Annotated in this window: 16 protein-coding genes; 13 read left to right on the top strand and 3 right to left on the bottom strand. The window is 39.9% G+C overall.

The genetic code is table 11. The annotated features are described in order from the left end of the window. Positions 1-9: 9 nt before the first annotated feature. Together ACFX4G_RS02985 and ACFX4G_RS02980 are read right to left on the bottom strand one after the other, a co-directional pair. Entirely contained in the window at positions 10-555 is a 546-nt protein-coding gene (locus ACFX4G_RS02985; protein WP_047932161.1) for a transcription repressor NadR, read from the bottom strand. 15 nt (positions 556-570) lie between these two features. Next, positions 571-1,707, bottom strand: a complete 1,137-nt coding sequence (locus ACFX4G_RS02980) for an IscS subfamily cysteine desulfurase (protein WP_377572814.1) — start codon at positions 1,705-1,707, stop codon at positions 571-573. A gap of 89 nt (positions 1,708-1,796) precedes the next feature. Between ACFX4G_RS02980 and nadB the strand changes: the two genes are divergently transcribed. From nadB to ACFX4G_RS02950, 6 genes are all read left to right on the top strand, one after another. Next, complete coding sequence (nadB, locus tag ACFX4G_RS02975; protein WP_097824630.1) at positions 1,797-3,341, top strand: L-aspartate oxidase; 1,545 nt, start codon at positions 1,797-1,799, stop codon at positions 3,339-3,341. A 36-nt stretch (positions 3,342-3,377) separates the two neighbouring features. Beyond that, a complete protein-coding gene (gene nadC, locus ACFX4G_RS02970) occupies positions 3,378-4,271 on the top strand; it encodes a carboxylating nicotinate-nucleotide diphosphorylase (RefSeq protein ID WP_025750594.1) in 894 nt (297 codons plus the stop codon). Then, on the top strand, positions 4,228-5,328 hold the full coding sequence (gene nadA / locus ACFX4G_RS02965; protein ID WP_377572811.1) for a quinolinate synthase NadA: 1,101 nt from the start codon (positions 4,228-4,230) through the stop codon (positions 5,326-5,328). Before nadC ends, nadA begins: the two co-directional genes overlap by 44 nt. A 214-nt stretch (positions 5,329-5,542) precedes the next feature. Further along, positions 5,543-6,823 carry a SafA/ExsA family spore coat assembly protein gene (safA, locus tag ACFX4G_RS02960; protein WP_043976124.1) on the top strand — a complete coding sequence of 427 codons (1,281 nt, stop codon included), beginning with the start codon at positions 5,543-5,545 and terminating at the stop codon, positions 6,821-6,823. Next, positions 6,813-7,778, top strand: a complete 966-nt coding sequence (locus tag ACFX4G_RS02955; RefSeq protein WP_241771328.1) for a phosphotransferase — start codon at positions 6,813-6,815, stop codon at positions 7,776-7,778. Before safA ends, ACFX4G_RS02955 begins: the two co-directional genes overlap by 11 nt. Positions 7,779-7,872: 94 nt before the next feature. After that, on the top strand, positions 7,873-8,532 hold the full coding sequence (locus ACFX4G_RS02950) for a YhcN/YlaJ family sporulation lipoprotein (RefSeq protein WP_013059324.1): 660 nt from the start codon (positions 7,873-7,875) through the stop codon (positions 8,530-8,532). Between the two features lie 104 nt (positions 8,533-8,636). On the opposite strand, the gene ACFX4G_RS02945 is transcribed toward ACFX4G_RS02950, so the two are convergent. Further along, positions 8,637-9,716 carry a YsnF/AvaK domain-containing protein gene (locus tag ACFX4G_RS02945; RefSeq protein ID WP_377572809.1) on the bottom strand — a complete coding sequence of 360 codons (1,080 nt, stop codon included), beginning with the start codon at positions 9,714-9,716 and terminating at the stop codon, positions 8,637-8,639. 291 nt (positions 9,717-10,007) lie between these two features. Here ACFX4G_RS02945 and ACFX4G_RS02940 point away from each other — a divergent pair, with 291 nt between their 5' ends. The 7 genes from ACFX4G_RS02940 (at position 10,008) to yajC (ending at position 15,219) form a co-directional block, all read left to right on the top strand. After that, the gene (locus ACFX4G_RS02940) at positions 10,008-10,544 is read left to right on the top strand and encodes a BofC C-terminal domain-containing protein (RefSeq protein WP_116372478.1); all 537 of its coding nucleotides are present in this window, start codon (positions 10,008-10,010) and stop codon (positions 10,542-10,544) included. A 297-nt stretch (positions 10,545-10,841) separates the two neighbouring features. Beyond that, positions 10,842-11,453, top strand: coding sequence for a Holliday junction branch migration protein RuvA (gene ruvA / locus ACFX4G_RS02935; protein WP_013059321.1), 612 nt, complete (start codon positions 10,842-10,844; stop codon positions 11,451-11,453). 16 nt (positions 11,454-11,469) lie between these two features. After that, positions 11,470-12,471: a Holliday junction branch migration DNA helicase RuvB gene (ruvB, locus tag ACFX4G_RS02930; RefSeq protein WP_013059320.1), complete on the top strand. Its 1,002-nt coding sequence runs from the start codon at positions 11,470-11,472 to the stop codon at positions 12,469-12,471. Then, entirely contained in the window at positions 12,468-12,668 is a 201-nt protein-coding gene (locus ACFX4G_RS02925) for a DUF2905 domain-containing protein (protein ID WP_013059319.1), read from the top strand. Before ruvB ends, ACFX4G_RS02925 begins: the two co-directional genes overlap by 4 nt. A 23-nt stretch (positions 12,669-12,691) precedes the next feature. Beyond that, complete coding sequence (gene queA / locus ACFX4G_RS02920) at positions 12,692-13,720, top strand: tRNA preQ1(34) S-adenosylmethionine ribosyltransferase-isomerase QueA (RefSeq protein ID WP_013059318.1); 1,029 nt, start codon at positions 12,692-12,694, stop codon at positions 13,718-13,720. A gap of 23 nt (positions 13,721-13,743) precedes the next feature. Then, a complete protein-coding gene (gene tgt / locus ACFX4G_RS02915) occupies positions 13,744-14,883 on the top strand; it encodes a tRNA guanosine(34) transglycosylase Tgt (RefSeq protein WP_057245353.1) in 1,140 nt (379 codons plus the stop codon). A 72-nt stretch (positions 14,884-14,955) separates the two neighbouring features. After that, positions 14,956-15,219, top strand: coding sequence for a preprotein translocase subunit YajC (yajC, locus tag ACFX4G_RS02910; RefSeq protein WP_043976131.1), 264 nt, complete (start codon positions 14,956-14,958; stop codon positions 15,217-15,219). Positions 15,220-15,222 lie beyond the last annotated feature (3 nt).

The raw sequence follows: 15,222 nt of genomic DNA, 5'->3' as shown, positions 1-15,222 counted from the left end.
AACACCTTTTTATTCATTCGAAACTAAATAGCCTTCCGCTTCAAGAGCTAAGCAGGCAGCATTCAGTTTTTCAATTGTATCTGCTTCAATCGTATGAAGGTGAATCCCATCTGTTAGCTGAGATAAATAAGTTGCGTTTGTTTCTTGAATTTTTTCTATAAACGTTTCTACTTCTTTTCGGGTTTGAATCATAACGGAAGCGGTTAATTCACCATACACAGGGTGTTCAACGGTTACATCTTTTACGAGAACGCCGTGGTCAACAAGCAGGAGAAGCTCCTTTTCAGCATCTTCTGGCGTATGCTGACAGGCAATAATTCGCTGATGCACGGTAGTTTGAGATGGATTTTGAATGTAAATATATCCTTGGCTTGTTGCGATAATGGGCTCATTTTTAGCTTTCAGCAGCGAAATATCTTGTACAATGACTTGGCGGCTAACGTTCGTTCGTTTCGAAAGCTCACTGCCTGTCATTGGTTTATTCTCTGTTTTTAACCATTGTAGAATAAGTTCTCTTCTTTCTTCTCCAAGAATTTTCTTTTGAGTTCCTGGCACCTTTAATCCCTCCTTTTACACTGTCATAAATTCTTGCTGTAATAAATGAAAAACGGATATGAGTCGATCAATATGCTTAAACGTTGAATGTTGACTGAATGAAATACGGACAAAATTCTTAGCATTCGCAGTCGATTTGCCAATTGCAAGCAGAGAAGCTAATGGTTCCTGCTGATTTACATGACAGGCACTTCCCGTAGAGATAGCAATTCCGTGACGATTACATTGTAACATAACATATTGACCCTGTATGTTTGAAAACGTCAGTCCCATAATTCCAGGAAAATGAGAGTTCCCAAGGCCTTCTACTTCTATAAAAGGAGCAAGAGGCTCTAGGTTTTCCAGTAAGTACGATTTTAAGCGCTCATAATGGCTTCGGGCGGTCTTCATTTCTGCATATGCGCATTCAGCTGCTGCAGTAAAGGCAGCAATGCCCGCTGTATTTACAGTCCCAGGGCGAAAGCCTTTTTCATGAGTTGCTTTATGGTAAATAGGCTTCCAAGAAGAACTTGAATTCATGTATACCATTCCTACACCTTTTGGTCCGTAAATTTTATGACTAGAGACTGAGATGCTATCAGCTTTCAGCTTTTTAACATCAATAGGAAGCTTACAAAAAGATTGAACACAATCACAGTGAAAGAGAATTTCTTTTTTAGATAAAAAATGGCCAATATCCTCAACTGGCTGAATTGTACCGAGCTCATGATTGATATGCTGAATGGCTACTAGCACAGTGTCAGGTCGAATCGTCTTCTTTAAGTCGTCTACAGACACAACTCCGCTTTGATCTACAGGTACATAAGATAGGGAAAATCCTTCTTTTTCAAGCTGCTGCAACGTATGAAGCACCGAAGAATGTTCAAGCTTCGTTGTCACTATATGTTTTCTTTCATCATTTTTTCCTTTTAAAAGAGAATGAATAGCTAAGTAATTAGCTTCTGTTCCCCCACTTGTAAAAAAAAGATCATCCTCTCGGCAATTTACTAACAGGCTTAATTTTTTTCTGCATAGCGTCAGTAAATTTTCTGCTTGTGTTCCAAGTGTGTGAAGACTGCTGGAGTTTCCATAATAGCTTGTTGCCGCTTCAGTATATACTTCAATTGCTTCTTGTCTCATTGGCGTTGTTGCTGCATAGTCCAGATAAATCATTTTCTCCCTCCGATAAAAAAACTTCTTGTCTTTCATTTAATAATATGTAAATATAGGTGTCAAGACACATGTAAATAAAGAGGTGTAAAATGTTAGAGACGGATGTTTTAATTATTGGAAGCGGATTAGCAGCGTTTTCTGCAGCTTATGAACTGTGTCGTCATAACAGAGTTGTAATGGTAACGAAAGGGAAAATTGACCGCAATAACTCAGTTCTTGCTCAAGGCGGAGTAGCAGCTGCTATTGGAAGCAGCGATCACTGGAGTGAACATCTCTATGATACGTTGGTTGCGGGCAATAAGCATTGCAATGAACAAGCGGTACGCACTTTAGTGGAAGAAGGTGCGGCTGTAGTAAATGAATTGATTCATAAAGGAATGAAGTTTGATAAAAATCCAGATGGTACGCTGCATTTTGGAAAAGAAGGAGCCCATCGTACGAATCGTATTCTCCATGCAGGTGGGGATGCAACAGGACAAGCGCTGTTCGCTTTTTTGAAAAAAGAAGTACTGCCATATATTACAGTCATTGAAAACGAAATGATTCAGCATTTAATAACTGTAGATGGAACGTGCAGAGGTGCTATCGGACAAGGTGAAAACAACAAAATTACTATATATCATGCTCGTCAAACGGTTATTGCTACCGGAGGAATCGGCGCTTTGTACAAGCATACATCCAACCAGCCGCTTGCGACGGGAGATGGGCTAGCGCTTGCGTACAGGGCTGGAGCAAAATTAGCGGACTTAGAATTTGTTCAGTTTCATCCGACGCTTTTGTATCAAAATGAAGCGAAAGGTCTAGTATCCGAAGCGGTTCGAGGTGAAGGTGGCGTACTGGTAAATGAATGGAATGAACGCATAATGGAAGGCGTTCATCCCTTTAAGGATTTAGCACCGCGAGATGTTGTAGCAAGGACAATTTTTAATGAAATGAAAAAAGGAAGATCCGTATTTTTAGACATTGAAAAAGTGGCTCATTTCCAACAAAAATTTCCTACGATTACGGCACTGTGTCGGAAGTATAAAATTCAACTGGACAAAAAACGAATACCTGTTACTCCCGGCGCACATTTTTTAATGGGTGGAATTGAAGTAGATGGTTACGGACAAACAAGCGTTGAAGGATTGTATGCCGTGGGGGAAGCTTCTTCTACAGGCGTTCATGGAGCAAATCGTCTAGCAAGCAATTCATTGTTAGAGTGTCTTGTATTTGGAAAACGGACAGGGCGTCATATTTTACATAAAGCGAGAACGATATCTCGTTATCCCCCCGTCCGTTACGTCTATAAAGACATGCCTAAAACACTGCCTGCCACAAGACAAATTCAGCATAAAATGATGGATTGTGTAGGAATCATTCGTCATGAAAACGAATTGTCTACTATTGTGCATGAATTCACAAATTATCTAGATGGAATACCTCTTGACCAAGAAGTTATATATTCGAGGAAAGCTGCGACCATCTGCAATATGCTAGCTGCAGGTCTGCTTATTGCCGAGTCCTCTCTTGCTAGAAAAGAAAGTAGAGGAGGTCATTACCGAAGTGACTTTCCGCATGAAAACCAAGAATGGGAGCATAAGCGAATTATTAAGCAGTCTGCTGCTTCAACAAAACAATCATTGATTTTATAAGCAAGAAAATCTAAAAAGAAAGGTGAAGGTAGCACAATGAACACGTTGAAATTACAAAAACTATTGCAGTCTTTTTTTATAGAAGACATTGGAGATGGAGATATAACCTGTGAAGCTATTTTTTCTCCGTCTGACCAAGGGGAAGCTGTGTTCACGGCAAAGCAATCAGGTATTATCGCAGGTGTGGAATTGATTAAAGAAGGATTTCATTTAATAGACCCTGACGTGAAAGTGAATTTGGAGAAAAAAGATGGAGATGTTCTTAATCCTGGAGATAAAATAGCTACCGTTTCAGGACCCGTGCGATCTATTTTGACCGGTGAACGGGTAATCTTAAACTTACTTCAAAGAATGAGTGGCATTGCCACGATGACGCACAAAGCCGTAGCGCTGCTTGGCAGCTCACATACGCGTATATGTGACACGCGAAAAACAACGCCTGGTATGCGAATGTTAGAGAAGTATGCCGTTCGTGCTGGAGGAGGTTATAATCATCGTTTTGGATTGTACGATGGCGTCATGTTAAAAGATAACCATATTGCACATGCAGGATCTATTCTAGACGCTGTTGTGAAAGTAAGAGAGCAGGTTGGACATATGGTTAAGGTGGAAGTAGAAATTGAAAACAAAAGTCAGTTGCTAGAAGCAATAGAGGCAGGAGCAGATGTCATTATGTTCGATAACTGTTCTCCAGAAGTCATTAAAGATTGGATACCACTGGTTCCCGCTCATATTGTCACAGAAGCATCCGGTGGAATTACGCTTGGCACGCTCCATTCTTTTAGGGACAGCGGAGTGGACTATATTTCACTTGGAGCTTTAACGCATTCAGCAGGGGCTATCGATATCAGCTTGGACTTATTAACAGAAAGGGGAACAGGAAATCATGAGTTTATTACAAACGCTTCAGCAGCAAACGCTGCCCGCTAAATATATAGAGCTCACAGAAAATGAAATGAAAAGAAGAGTACTAGAAATCAAGAAAAAGCTCGGAAGCAAATTGTTTCTGCTCGGCCATCATTATCAAAAAGATGAAGTGTACGAATTTGCAGATGCGGTAGGAGACTCCTTACAGCTGGCTCAAATAGCAGCTGAAAATAGAGAAGCTGAGCATATTGTGTTTTGCGGCGTTCACTTCATGGCAGAAACAGCTGATATTTTAACAGCTGAAAATCAAAAAGTCATTTTACCCGATATGCGAGCTGGCTGTTCAATGGCTGATATGGCTACTATTCAGCAAACAGAAAAGGCATGGCCTGTCTTACAGGATCTTTTCGGAGATACGATTATTCCGCTTACGTATGTGAATTCTACAGCTGCAATTAAATCTTTTGTGGGCGAACATGATGGGGCAACTGTAACATCTTCAAATGCAAAAAATATGGTGGAGTGGGCATTTTCTAAAAAAGAGCGCATTCTCTTTTTACCAGATCAGCATTTGGGCAGAAACACAGCTTATGATTTAGGTGTTGGACTAGATGAAATGGCCATTTGGAATCCTATTGAAGAAATGCTTGAATATGAAGGGGATATAAACATTATCAAGGTGATTCTGTGGAAAGGTCACTGTTCTGTGCACGAAAATTTCACGGTTAAAAATATTGATTATTTACGCGAGAAGCAGCCTGAGATGAATATTATTGTTCATCCGGAATGTTCTTATGAAGTGGTGCAAAAATCAGATTATGCAGGTTCTACAAAATATATTATTGATACAATTGAAAAAGCCCCTTCAGGCTCTAAATGGGCCATTGGCACGGAAATGAACTTAGTAAAACGGATTATCAACAGTCATCCGGATAAAGAAATTGTTTCGCTTAATCCCTATATGTGTCCTTGTTTGACGATGAACCGAATTGATTTGCCTCACTTGCTTTGGGCTTTAGAAAGCATCGAAGAAGGAACAGAAGTGAATCAAATCAAGGTGGATAAACATACAGCACAAGGGGCGATCAAAGCGCTAACGAATATGTTAGAACGAGCATAAAGATTTTTAAGACAATTAAAAAGAGAAGGTCTAAAAGAAGACTTATTGACATATTGTTTGTGTTGATAAGTCTTTTTTTCTTTATCATAAAAACTTGAACCAAACTGTGGGCAAAATGAATAAAAAAATGGTTCAAGGCATATCTTGTGATGAACAAACAGAACTTACTTTGATTTTGCACATATAGATGGCAGAGACTCTACTCGGGAGGGGAATGACGTTGAAAATCCATATCGTTCAAAAAGGGGATACCCTTTGGAAAATCGCTGAAAAGTATGGGGTTAATTTTGAAGAGTTAAAAAAAGCGAATTCTCAATTAAGCAATCCAGACATGATCATGCCTGGGATGAAAATTAAAGTGCCGACAAGCGGAGTGCCTGTTCAAAAAGAAGGAGCTCCTTCACCTGGTATAAAAGAAATGCCTAAAGTTCAACACCCTTATAGTGACCAATCCACAAAAGCTTATCCAGTAACGGAAATTGATGAAAGTCCGGATGAGAAAAAGTCAGCTAATCAGCCTGCTCAAACACCGTTTATGCAACCGATAAAAGAAGCACCAATCGCACAGCCAAAGAAAGAAGCACCGATTGCTCAACCGAAAAAGGAAGCGCCGATTGCGCAGCCAAAGAAAGAAGCGCCGGTCGCGCAGCCTAAAAAAGAAGCACCCATTGCGCAGCCTAAAAAAGAAATGCCAGTTGCGCCAAAGCTTCCTAAATTAAAGCCAATTGCACCTGAGATTGATATTAACAATTATTACACCGTTAATATGGCGATGCAGGCTCCAAAAAAAGAAGCACCAAAAGAACTACCTAAGCATGAATCGCCAGAAAGTCCAGAGATGGAGAGTATAGAAATGCCTCCTCAAATGCCATGTTACCCAATCATGCCGATATCGCCTGTAATGCCAGGCTGCGGATTTAATTATATGCCGTGTCATCCGCCAATGTATGCACCGCAGCCATATCCAATGCCAATGTATCAACAGGCTCCAATGTATCATCACGGTTATGAAAACGAGTCGTTCGAAGAACATGCGATGGGCGCTCACATGGCACCGATGCCAATGTATCCAATGATGCCACACAGCTGCTATGGACCGGTACAATGTTCTCCTTGTCCGCCTCCATGGGGATATCAGCAGCCCGTTTATCCGGCCTATCATCAAGCACCGATGTATCCACAAGTACAAGGAGCTATGACAGGTGGCCATTATGAAAGTTCTTCCGATGGTTATGGAAACGCGCCTTACCATTATGGGCAGCACTATGCGCCACAGCAGCAAGGAGACTGCGGCTGCGGTGAACCAAGACCTGAAGACTATGCACCACAGCAGCCTTATCCACAGTACCAACAGCAGGTACCTTATGGCTTTCAGGACCCAAGGGCACCCTATCCAGCCCCATATGGCATGATTGGTGTACCTCCGTATCCTGCGTTTGACCCAAATGCATTTAGTATTCCAGAATATGATGAGTACGACGAAGATGAAGATTGATTATTATACACGAGACGATTTTAATTTAAATCGTCTCTTTCTCTATTTGAAAAAAAGAGATATTCACGTTGAGACCTATCGTATGAAAAAGCCTCATGTCATCATAGCGGATACGAATAAAGGAAAAAAAGTAATAAAAGCATACAGAGACAAAAGTAAAATTGAACATGTTTATCATTTTTTATCTCAGATTCAACAAGGGTACGCTGTTAATTTCGAAGCTTACCCAGAAGGTGAACTTTATATAAAGGACCGTCATTTGTATTGGGCGATGATGCCTTTTGTTAAGCAAGTAAAAGAGGTAACGTATGAAAGTTTTCAGGATCGCGAAGAAGTATTACAAGCATTGATCCGCTATCATGGAGAAGTTCATAAAAAGAAACTAGCCGCGTATACCAAGCTTTCTGAGTATGATCTTATTTTAAAATGGAAAAAGCGGCTTTCCTCTTTTCGAGAAACCTCACATATATTTAGGGAATTTAATCAATTTCATGTATATAAAGACATTGTGAATTGGGGAGAAAAAGCTTTAGTCTTAATGGAACGTTTCAAAGATAGTGAGTTGAACTGTTCCATTATTCACGGTGACGTTGCTTCACATAATTTCTTGAAAACAAACCACTTGGGTATTGTTATGATTGATTTTGACTTATCGGCTAAAGCTCCTGCTCTTTATGACTATGTTCAGCTTGTGCAGCGCTTTTTGCCTTACGTCCAGTGGTCGATGAAAGAACTACTTCAACACTCGAAAATAAAAGAATTAAGCAAGCAGCGTTTTTTTCTTGCTTCTTTACTATTTCCATCGATGCTGATGAGAAACTGGAATATAAATGCCTCTGCTTTATCATGGGCAAATCGCCAAAGGTTAATGCAACAATCAGTCGAAGAATGGTCACAGCGTACACATTTTTATCGAGTGATTTACCAGCACTTACAAAACCTACATGACATGTAAAGAGTTTATAAACACTTCATCGAATAAGAAACGGCTCGTCTTTTAATCCTAATAGTAAGCTCAGAGTAAATAGAGCTTAAATTAGGGGGCGATTATGTTGAATAGGTATGTAGCAACTTCTTTAGCTTTTGCATGTATGATGGGACTTGGCGCTTGCAATAACAAAGACCAAGGTATGGAACAGCGCTATACAGATACGACACAGCCTGTTGGGTATCATACAAATGAAAAAGCGAATGAACATCGCGTAGATAATCCGAAAGGTCCAATGACTGAAGTTTTAGATGGGAATGGAACACCTAATTATCCGTTAAACGTAAGTGATGGACGTTTTGACAATCCGACAAACCCTTATGGAAACATCAATAATACAAATGATCGTACAAATGGCGTTGCTAATATGTATTATGGTGAAGATTATCCAAGAGACTTTACGGAAAAAGTGGCTGATCGGGCTGCAAGCGTTAAAGGTGTAGAAAATAGTCGCGCCGTTGTCCGTGGAGATCAGCTATTAGTTGCTGTGGATCCGGCCAAAGACATAAATAACGGCCGTTTAAAACAAAACGTGCTCGATAAAGTAAAGCCTATTGCAAAGGACTACAATGTTCAAGTAAAAGTAGATCATGATGTATTTATGAACGCTCGCTCTCTTGATGACGATATTCGAAATGGAAAAGACCGAAATACGATTCAAACTAATTTCAATGGTCTATTTGAATCAGTCGATGAGAATGTCAATCATAAACATCGTTAAATGAAGAAGCAGCTGTCTGTGAAGGACGGCTGTTTTTTTTGATGAGAAGACATATAAAAAAGCTGCCATTGAAGCCAGGCAGCTATTCCTCGAACATGTAACTATTAATTTTTCTTGTTAGAAGCAGATTTGTTTGTTGTTTTGGATTCCGCTTCTTCCTTTTGAGCGTTAGTTTCATTTTGTTTGAGGCGACCTTCTCTTTTTTTCGTATCTGCTGGTGCCGTAGCGACACTCTTTGTATTTTTTACATTTTTTGCAGAAGAGCTTGTCTCATTAGCTTGTGTGTTTGGCTTCTCGTTGTTAGTTGTCTGACTATTTTCGTATTCAGCTTCCACGTCGCTTGCTAGAGCTGCAGAAACTTGAGCGTAAGTATGGTCTGTATAGTTCATCATATTTTCGTATACTTCAGGGCTCGCGAGTCCATCAGGTTCTACGCTTGCTTCTTCTTTTTTAATTGTTTCAGTCCATTCTTTTGTTTCTTGAATAAGTTTTTTTCCTATAATTACTTCTTCAACAATAACTGGTCTTTTGGTTATTTCCACTCGTTCTTCCATGATTGGAACACGAATAATTTCATCTTCTGTAAGTGGCCCAGTGTTATAGTCTCCATCAACTACAGGGCGACGTTCAATATAAAACTCTTCTCTCGTAACAGGAACGTGTACAGTTCTTTCTTCCTCTATTACTTTTTTGTGGAGTTTTACTTCACCCACTTGGACGCGTTCTTTTAAGACATCTAATTTTTCTTCACGTAGTTGGACGGCTCTATGCTCGTTGTGTTCCGTATAGGTTCCGTACGCTGGAGTTTGTTCAGAGCTTACGGCATCTATCAAGATTAGAATTTTACCAGCAGCTACATCTGTTTCGCACTGCACGGCTGAGAAGTCTGGTATGCCCATGCGGATTAATTTTGATTTCAAGCCGTTTCCTTGTTTGAGCCCCATGCCGCCTGTCATCATGGTAAAAAAGTTATCCATCATGACGCCAGCTAATGAACTTACGGCAGGTGAACCAGCTTCAATAATTACATTTGTATCGTGACCTATTTGAAATGTATTGCTTTTACTGTTAGAAATAACCATAATGTCTGTTTCTCGATAACCTTGACGCTTTAAATTATGGATAACATCTAAAGCTTCTTTCTCTGAAAAAAAAGTTCCGACTACACGTTTATTCATTCTCATTACTTCAGCTCCCTTTTTTATGAAAATAGATAATAGAAGTCCTTACAATTACTTCCACTATGTACATACCCTGCGAAAATTTAATTAAAACGTTCAAGAGAAAATTTTACAAATAGTGTGCAAGTGTAACAAATACGCCATGTTTTCTTAACATAATATCGTAAAAGGGATTTGCTTCATAAAATAAGAGGATAAAAGAAAATAAGTAGGTCAAACTATTAGTGTAGATTTTCACAAAACCTTTTTAGATAATACTAAAAAGAGTATGATTAACGTGTGAGGTGAAGGTGAGTGAAGAAAGTCATTCATCAAGCAGCTTTTTTAATGCTAGTAAGTATTGTGCTTTGTATAATGCCATACCGTGCAGATGCGAATGAAAAGGAGCCGATGACATTATTTCTTGAGCGCGTGTATGTGGATGGAGTTGTAAGTCAAGAGATGATCAAAAGCCCTTCTATGACGAAAAAACAATTAATGAAAAAATATAAAAATTGGCGACTGCTTAAAGAAACGGATCAAGAGCTAGTTTTTAGAACAAGCATAGACGATATTTCACCTATTTTAAAAGAGAACGGTTATGTAGGGCTTTCTGTTAACGGTATTCTCTCAGCATTTGAAGGCAAACCAGCTTCGTCGCAGCACATTATACAATCGTTTTTTCAAATTGACATCAAAAGGCTTGAGAGCTATCAGCATGAACAATTAAAGAAAGGTATTCGCATTCAATCAAAAGATGAATATCTTTCCCTCATTAATTTCTATAAAATCTATCAGCTCCAGCAGCGGCCGCTTTCAATCAAGCAGCCGTTTTTTAGTATGGTAAAATAATTATTGAATGCAACATTCTAAATTGCTTCTATTTGCTTTTGGCGATATGTTAAAATGGTATTCAGCAGTCTAGTATTGTATATATTTTAAAAGGTCATTCATCAATAAAAGTGTGCGGTTCTATTTTTTATAGCTATTGTAAAAATAGGTTGGCAAAGATGAAAAGAGGCAAACGTTCTCTTGAACGTCTTTTTAAAAAGCAGCTTTAAAGGAAAATAGAGAACGATGCTGGCAGGATTCTTCGTAGGCAAAGTGGAAGGTCACTGCCCGCGCGTACGTGATTAAGGAGAGAGCTTATTGTTTGATTATATCAAAGGTACTGTTACATATATAAATCCTGAGTATGTAGTAATCGAAAACAATGGGATAGGCTATCAAGTCTTTACGCCGAATCCATATGTATTTTCAATTGATGAACAACCAAAGACGGTTTACACCTATCAATATGTAAGAGAAGACGTAATTGCACTTTACGGGTTTGCTTCCCGAGAACAAAAGGATTTATTTATGAAGTTAATTAGCGTGTCAGGAATTGGCCCAAAAGGCGGTTTAGCTATTTTAGCGTCAGGTAATCCAGCGCAGGTTGTCCAAGCTGTGGAAGAGGAAGATGAGAAGTTTTTAGTTAAGTTTCCAGGAGTAGGTAAAAAAACAGCTCGACAGATGATTCTAGATTTAAAAGGAAAGCTGCATGATATTGTACCAGATGCCGTTCCTTCTTTATTCGCAGATTTGGACGCACAAGAAGTCAAATCTCAAAGTTCAGAAGCACTGGATGAAGCGATTGAAGCACTTAAAGTATTAGGTTATGCAGAAAGAGAAATCAAAAAAATTGTTCCGGCTTTAATGAAGGAAACGATGACAACGGATCAGTATATTAAAGAAGCGTTAAAGCGATTATTGAAACAATAAGTAAGGGAGGAGTAAAATGGACGATCGTATTGTAACGGGAGATGTTCTTGGTGAAGAAGAAATCATCGAGCAAAGTTTGCGGCCGCAAACCTTACAGCAGTATATTGGTCAGCATAAAGTAAAATCCCATCTGGACATTTTTATTAAAGCTGCCAAAATGCGAAGCGAAACGTTAGATCACGTGCTTTTATATGGTCCTCCAGGATTGGGGAAAACAACTCTTGCTACTATTATCGCTAATGAAATGGGCGTGCAAATCCGAACGACCTCAGGACCAGCTATTGAGCGTCCAGGCGATTTAGCCGCAGTTTTAACCAGCTTAGAGCCTGGAGATGTGCTTTTTATTGATGAAATTCATCGATTAAATCGTTCGGTTGAAGAAGTACTGTACCCAGCAATGGAAGATTTCTGTTTAGATATTGTTATTGGAAAAGGACCGAGTGCACGTTCCGTCCGTCTGGATTTGCCTCCGTTTACGCTAGTAGGTGCAACGACAAGAGCAGGGCTTTTATCTTCTCCTTTGCGTGATCGATTCGGCGTTTTAAGCCGTTTAGAATATTACCAAGAAGAAGATCTTGCTTCGATAGTGGAAAGGACAGCCGCTATTTTAGATGTAGAGATTGATGAGAAAGCTACGTTTGAGATGGCTAGGCGTGCTAGGGGAACCCCGCGTATTGCGAATCGCTTGCTTCGAAGAGTCAGAGATTTTGCTCAGGTCAAAGGAGACGGAGCCATAACCGAAAGGCTTGCCAACGAAGCATTAGAAATGTTGCAGGTGGACCGTTTAGGTCTTGATCATATTGACCATAAATTATTAAGAGGGATTATCGAAAAATTTAGGGGCGGACCTGTAGGGTTAGACACCATATCGGCTACTATTGGTGAAGAGTCTCACACAATTGAAGACGTATACGAGCCGTATCTATTGCAAATCGGCTTTTTGCAGCGAACGCCGCGAGGACGAATTGTGACGCCTTTGGTTTATGATCATTTTCAGCTGGAGGTGCCTGATCAGTGAATGATATGCCTAAGATGCTTATCACATTAGGGGGCATTTTAGTCGTCATTGGGCTGTTATGGCAGTTCGTTGGCAAGCTTCCTGGCGATATTTTTATCAAAAAAGGAAATACAACCTTTTATTTCCCGATTGTGACATGTATTCTAGTAAGCGTTGTGTTATCACTTATTTTTTATGTAATTGGCAAATTTAAATAATTAAGTAGAAACAGGTGAACATTTTGAAAGTAGATTTATTTGATTTTCATTTACCAGAAGAATTGATTGCCCAAACGCCGCTTGAGCAGCGAGATGCGTCAAGACTCATGGTATTAAACAAGGAAACAGGAAGTGTGAAGCATCATATGTTTCATGACCTTCTTGATTATGTGCAAGAAGGAGATTGTTTAGTGTTAAACGACACGCGTGTTCTTCCTGCACGATTATTTGGGACAAAAGAAGATACAGGTGCTAATATTGAAGTATTGCTTTTAAAACAAACACAAGGCGATACGTGGGAGACGCTTGTAAAACCGGCTAAGCGAGTAAAAGAAGGCACGGTTATTTCGTTTGGTGACGGACGTCTGACAGCTGTATGTAAAGAAACGAGCGACCAAGGCGGACGTTTGTTGGAATTCAACTATGAAGGCATCTTTTATGAGGTTCTGGAACAACTAGGAGAAATGCCGTTGCCGCCTTATATTAAAGAACGCTTGGATGATCAAGAGCGCTACCAAACGGTTTTTGCTCGCGAACAAGGTTCTGCAGCAGCGCCAACAGCAGGTCTTCACTTTACAGAAGAGATGCTTGAACAGTTAAAAGAAAAAGGTGTGCATATTGCATTTTTAACGCTTCATGTCGGATTGGGTACATTCCGTCCAGTCAGCGTTGACGACTTAGAAGAGCACGATATGCACTCAGAGTTTTATCAAGTGAGTGAAGGAACCGCTGCTTTACTAAACAGCGTACGTGAAAAAGGCGGTCGCATTATTTCAGTAGGCACAACTTCTACCCGTACCCTTGAAACGATTGCAACTGAGCATAACGGCAAATTTGTTGCTTCTTCAGGCTGGACCAACATTTTTATCTTCCCAGGGTATGAATTTAAAGCAATTGATGGAATGATTACAAATTTCCACCTTCCAAAATCTACGCTCATTATGCTTGTAAGTGCCTTAGCAGGAAGAGAAAACGTCATTTCTGCCTATGAACAAGCTGTAGCAGAGAAGTATCGCTTTTTCAGCTTCGGCGACGCGATGCTAATTTTGTAATTTAACATGAAAGGAATACATCAATGACAGCAATTCGTTACGAACATATAAAAACTTGTAAACAAACAGGAGCGCGTTTAGGGATTGTCCATACGCCTCACGGCTCATTTGAAACACCTATTTTTATGCCAGTAGGCACATTAGCTACAGTAAAAACAATGTCTCCGGAAGATTTAAAAGCAATGGGAGCAGGCATTATTTTAAGTAATACGTATCATTTATGGCTTCGTCCTGGTCATGAAATTGTTGAAAAAGCGGGAGGCCTTCATAAATTTATGAACTGGGATCGTCCCATCTTAACGGATTCAGGCGGCTTCCAAGTTTTTAGCTTAAGTGATTTGCGCCGTATTGAAGAAGAAGGCGTCCATTTCCGCAACCATTTGAATGGAGACAAGCTTTTCTTATCTCCAGAAAAAGCGATGGACATTCAAAATGCGCTTGGGTCTGATATTATGATGGCATTTGATGAATGCCCACCTTATCCAGCAGAATATGACTACTTAAAACGTTCAGTTGAACGCACAAGCCGCTGGGCAGAGCGATGCCTTGAGGCTCACAGCCGCCCTCAAGACCAAGGTCTTTTTGGAATTGTTCAAGGCGGAGAGTTTGAAGATTTACGCCGTCAAAGTGCAGCTGATTTAGTTTCAATGGACTTCCCAGGTTATGCTGTGGGAGGGCTGTCAGTTGGAGAACCAAAAGATGTGATGAATCGTGTGCTTGAGTTTACGACGCCATACTTACCAACCGATAAACCACGTTATTTAATGGGAGTAGGATCACCTGACTCGTTAATTGATGGAGCGATTCGCGGGATCGATATGTTTGATTGCGTATTACCAACGCGTATTGCACGTAACGGAACGCTTATGACAAGCGAAGGTCGTCTTGTTGTTAAAAATGCAAAATATGCAGAAGACTTCGGTCCGATTGATCCAAACTGTGACTGCTACACGTGTCAAAATTATTCAAGAGCGTATATTCGCCACTTAATTCGTTGTAATGAAACGTTTGGAATTCGTTTAACATCTTACCATAACTTATATTTTCTGCTAAACTTAATGGAGCAAGTCCGTGAAGCCATTCGCGAAGACCGACTTGGCGATTTCCGTGATGAGTTCTTTGAAAAATATGGGTTTAACGGTCCAGACGCAAAGAATTTCTAGGTCACTACAGGAATTTTCATCAAATTTATGAATGAGTACCTGTTGATAATATAAATAAAAGGAGGAGTTTTCATGGGAGTTTTACAAAATATTTGGCCATTACTTTTAATGTTTGTCATTTTCTATTTCTTGTTAATCCGTCCACAGCAAAAACGTCAAAAAAACGTACAGCAAATGCAATCAACACTTAAAAAAGGTGATAAGGTTGTTACAATTGGCGGTATGCACGGTTTGGTAGACGCAATTGATGAGTCACAAGTTGTGGTTCGCAGCACTGACGGTTCAAAATTAACGTTTGACCGCAATGCTATTCGTGAAGTAAGAAGCGTAGATTAATAA

Source organism: Priestia sp. YIM B13486 (genome assembly GCF_042787865.1).
Taxonomy (GTDB): Bacteria; Bacillota; Bacilli; order Bacillales; family Bacillaceae_H; genus Priestia; species Priestia megaterium.
Note: the sequence above shows the minus strand (reverse complement) of the source record. Positions and strands in the feature narration are given on the sequence as shown.

Bases quoted from the DNA above. Each gene is read 5' to 3' on its own strand.
- ACFX4G_RS02980 (WP_377572814.1), bottom strand. From the start codon at position 1,707: ATGATTTATCTGGACTATGCAGCAACAACGCCAATGAGACAAGAAGCA.
- nadB (WP_097824630.1), top strand. From the start codon at position 1,797: ATGTTAGAGACGGATGTTTTAATTATTGGAAGCGGATTAGCAGCGTTT.
- nadC (WP_025750594.1), top strand. From the start codon at position 3,378: ATGAACACGTTGAAATTACAAAAACTATTGCAGTCTTTTTTTATAGAA.
- nadA (WP_377572811.1), top strand. From the start codon at position 4,228: ATGAGTTTATTACAAACGCTTCAGCAGCAAACGCTGCCCGCTAAATAT.
- safA (WP_043976124.1), top strand. From the start codon at position 5,543: ATGACGTTGAAAATCCATATCGTTCAAAAAGGGGATACCCTTTGGAAA.
- ACFX4G_RS02955 (WP_241771328.1), top strand. From the start codon at position 6,813: ATGAAGATTGATTATTATACACGAGACGATTTTAATTTAAATCGTCTC.
- ACFX4G_RS02950 (WP_013059324.1), top strand. From the start codon at position 7,873: ATGTTGAATAGGTATGTAGCAACTTCTTTAGCTTTTGCATGTATGATG.
- ACFX4G_RS02945 (WP_377572809.1), bottom strand. From the start codon at position 9,716: ATGAGAATGAATAAACGTGTAGTCGGAACTTTTTTTTCAGAGAAAGAA.
- ruvB (WP_013059320.1), top strand. From the start codon at position 11,470: ATGGACGATCGTATTGTAACGGGAGATGTTCTTGGTGAAGAAGAAATC.
- tgt (WP_057245353.1), top strand. From the start codon at position 13,744: ATGACAGCAATTCGTTACGAACATATAAAAACTTGTAAACAAACAGGA.
- yajC (WP_043976131.1), top strand. From the start codon at position 14,956: ATGGGAGTTTTACAAAATATTTGGCCATTACTTTTAATGTTTGTCATT.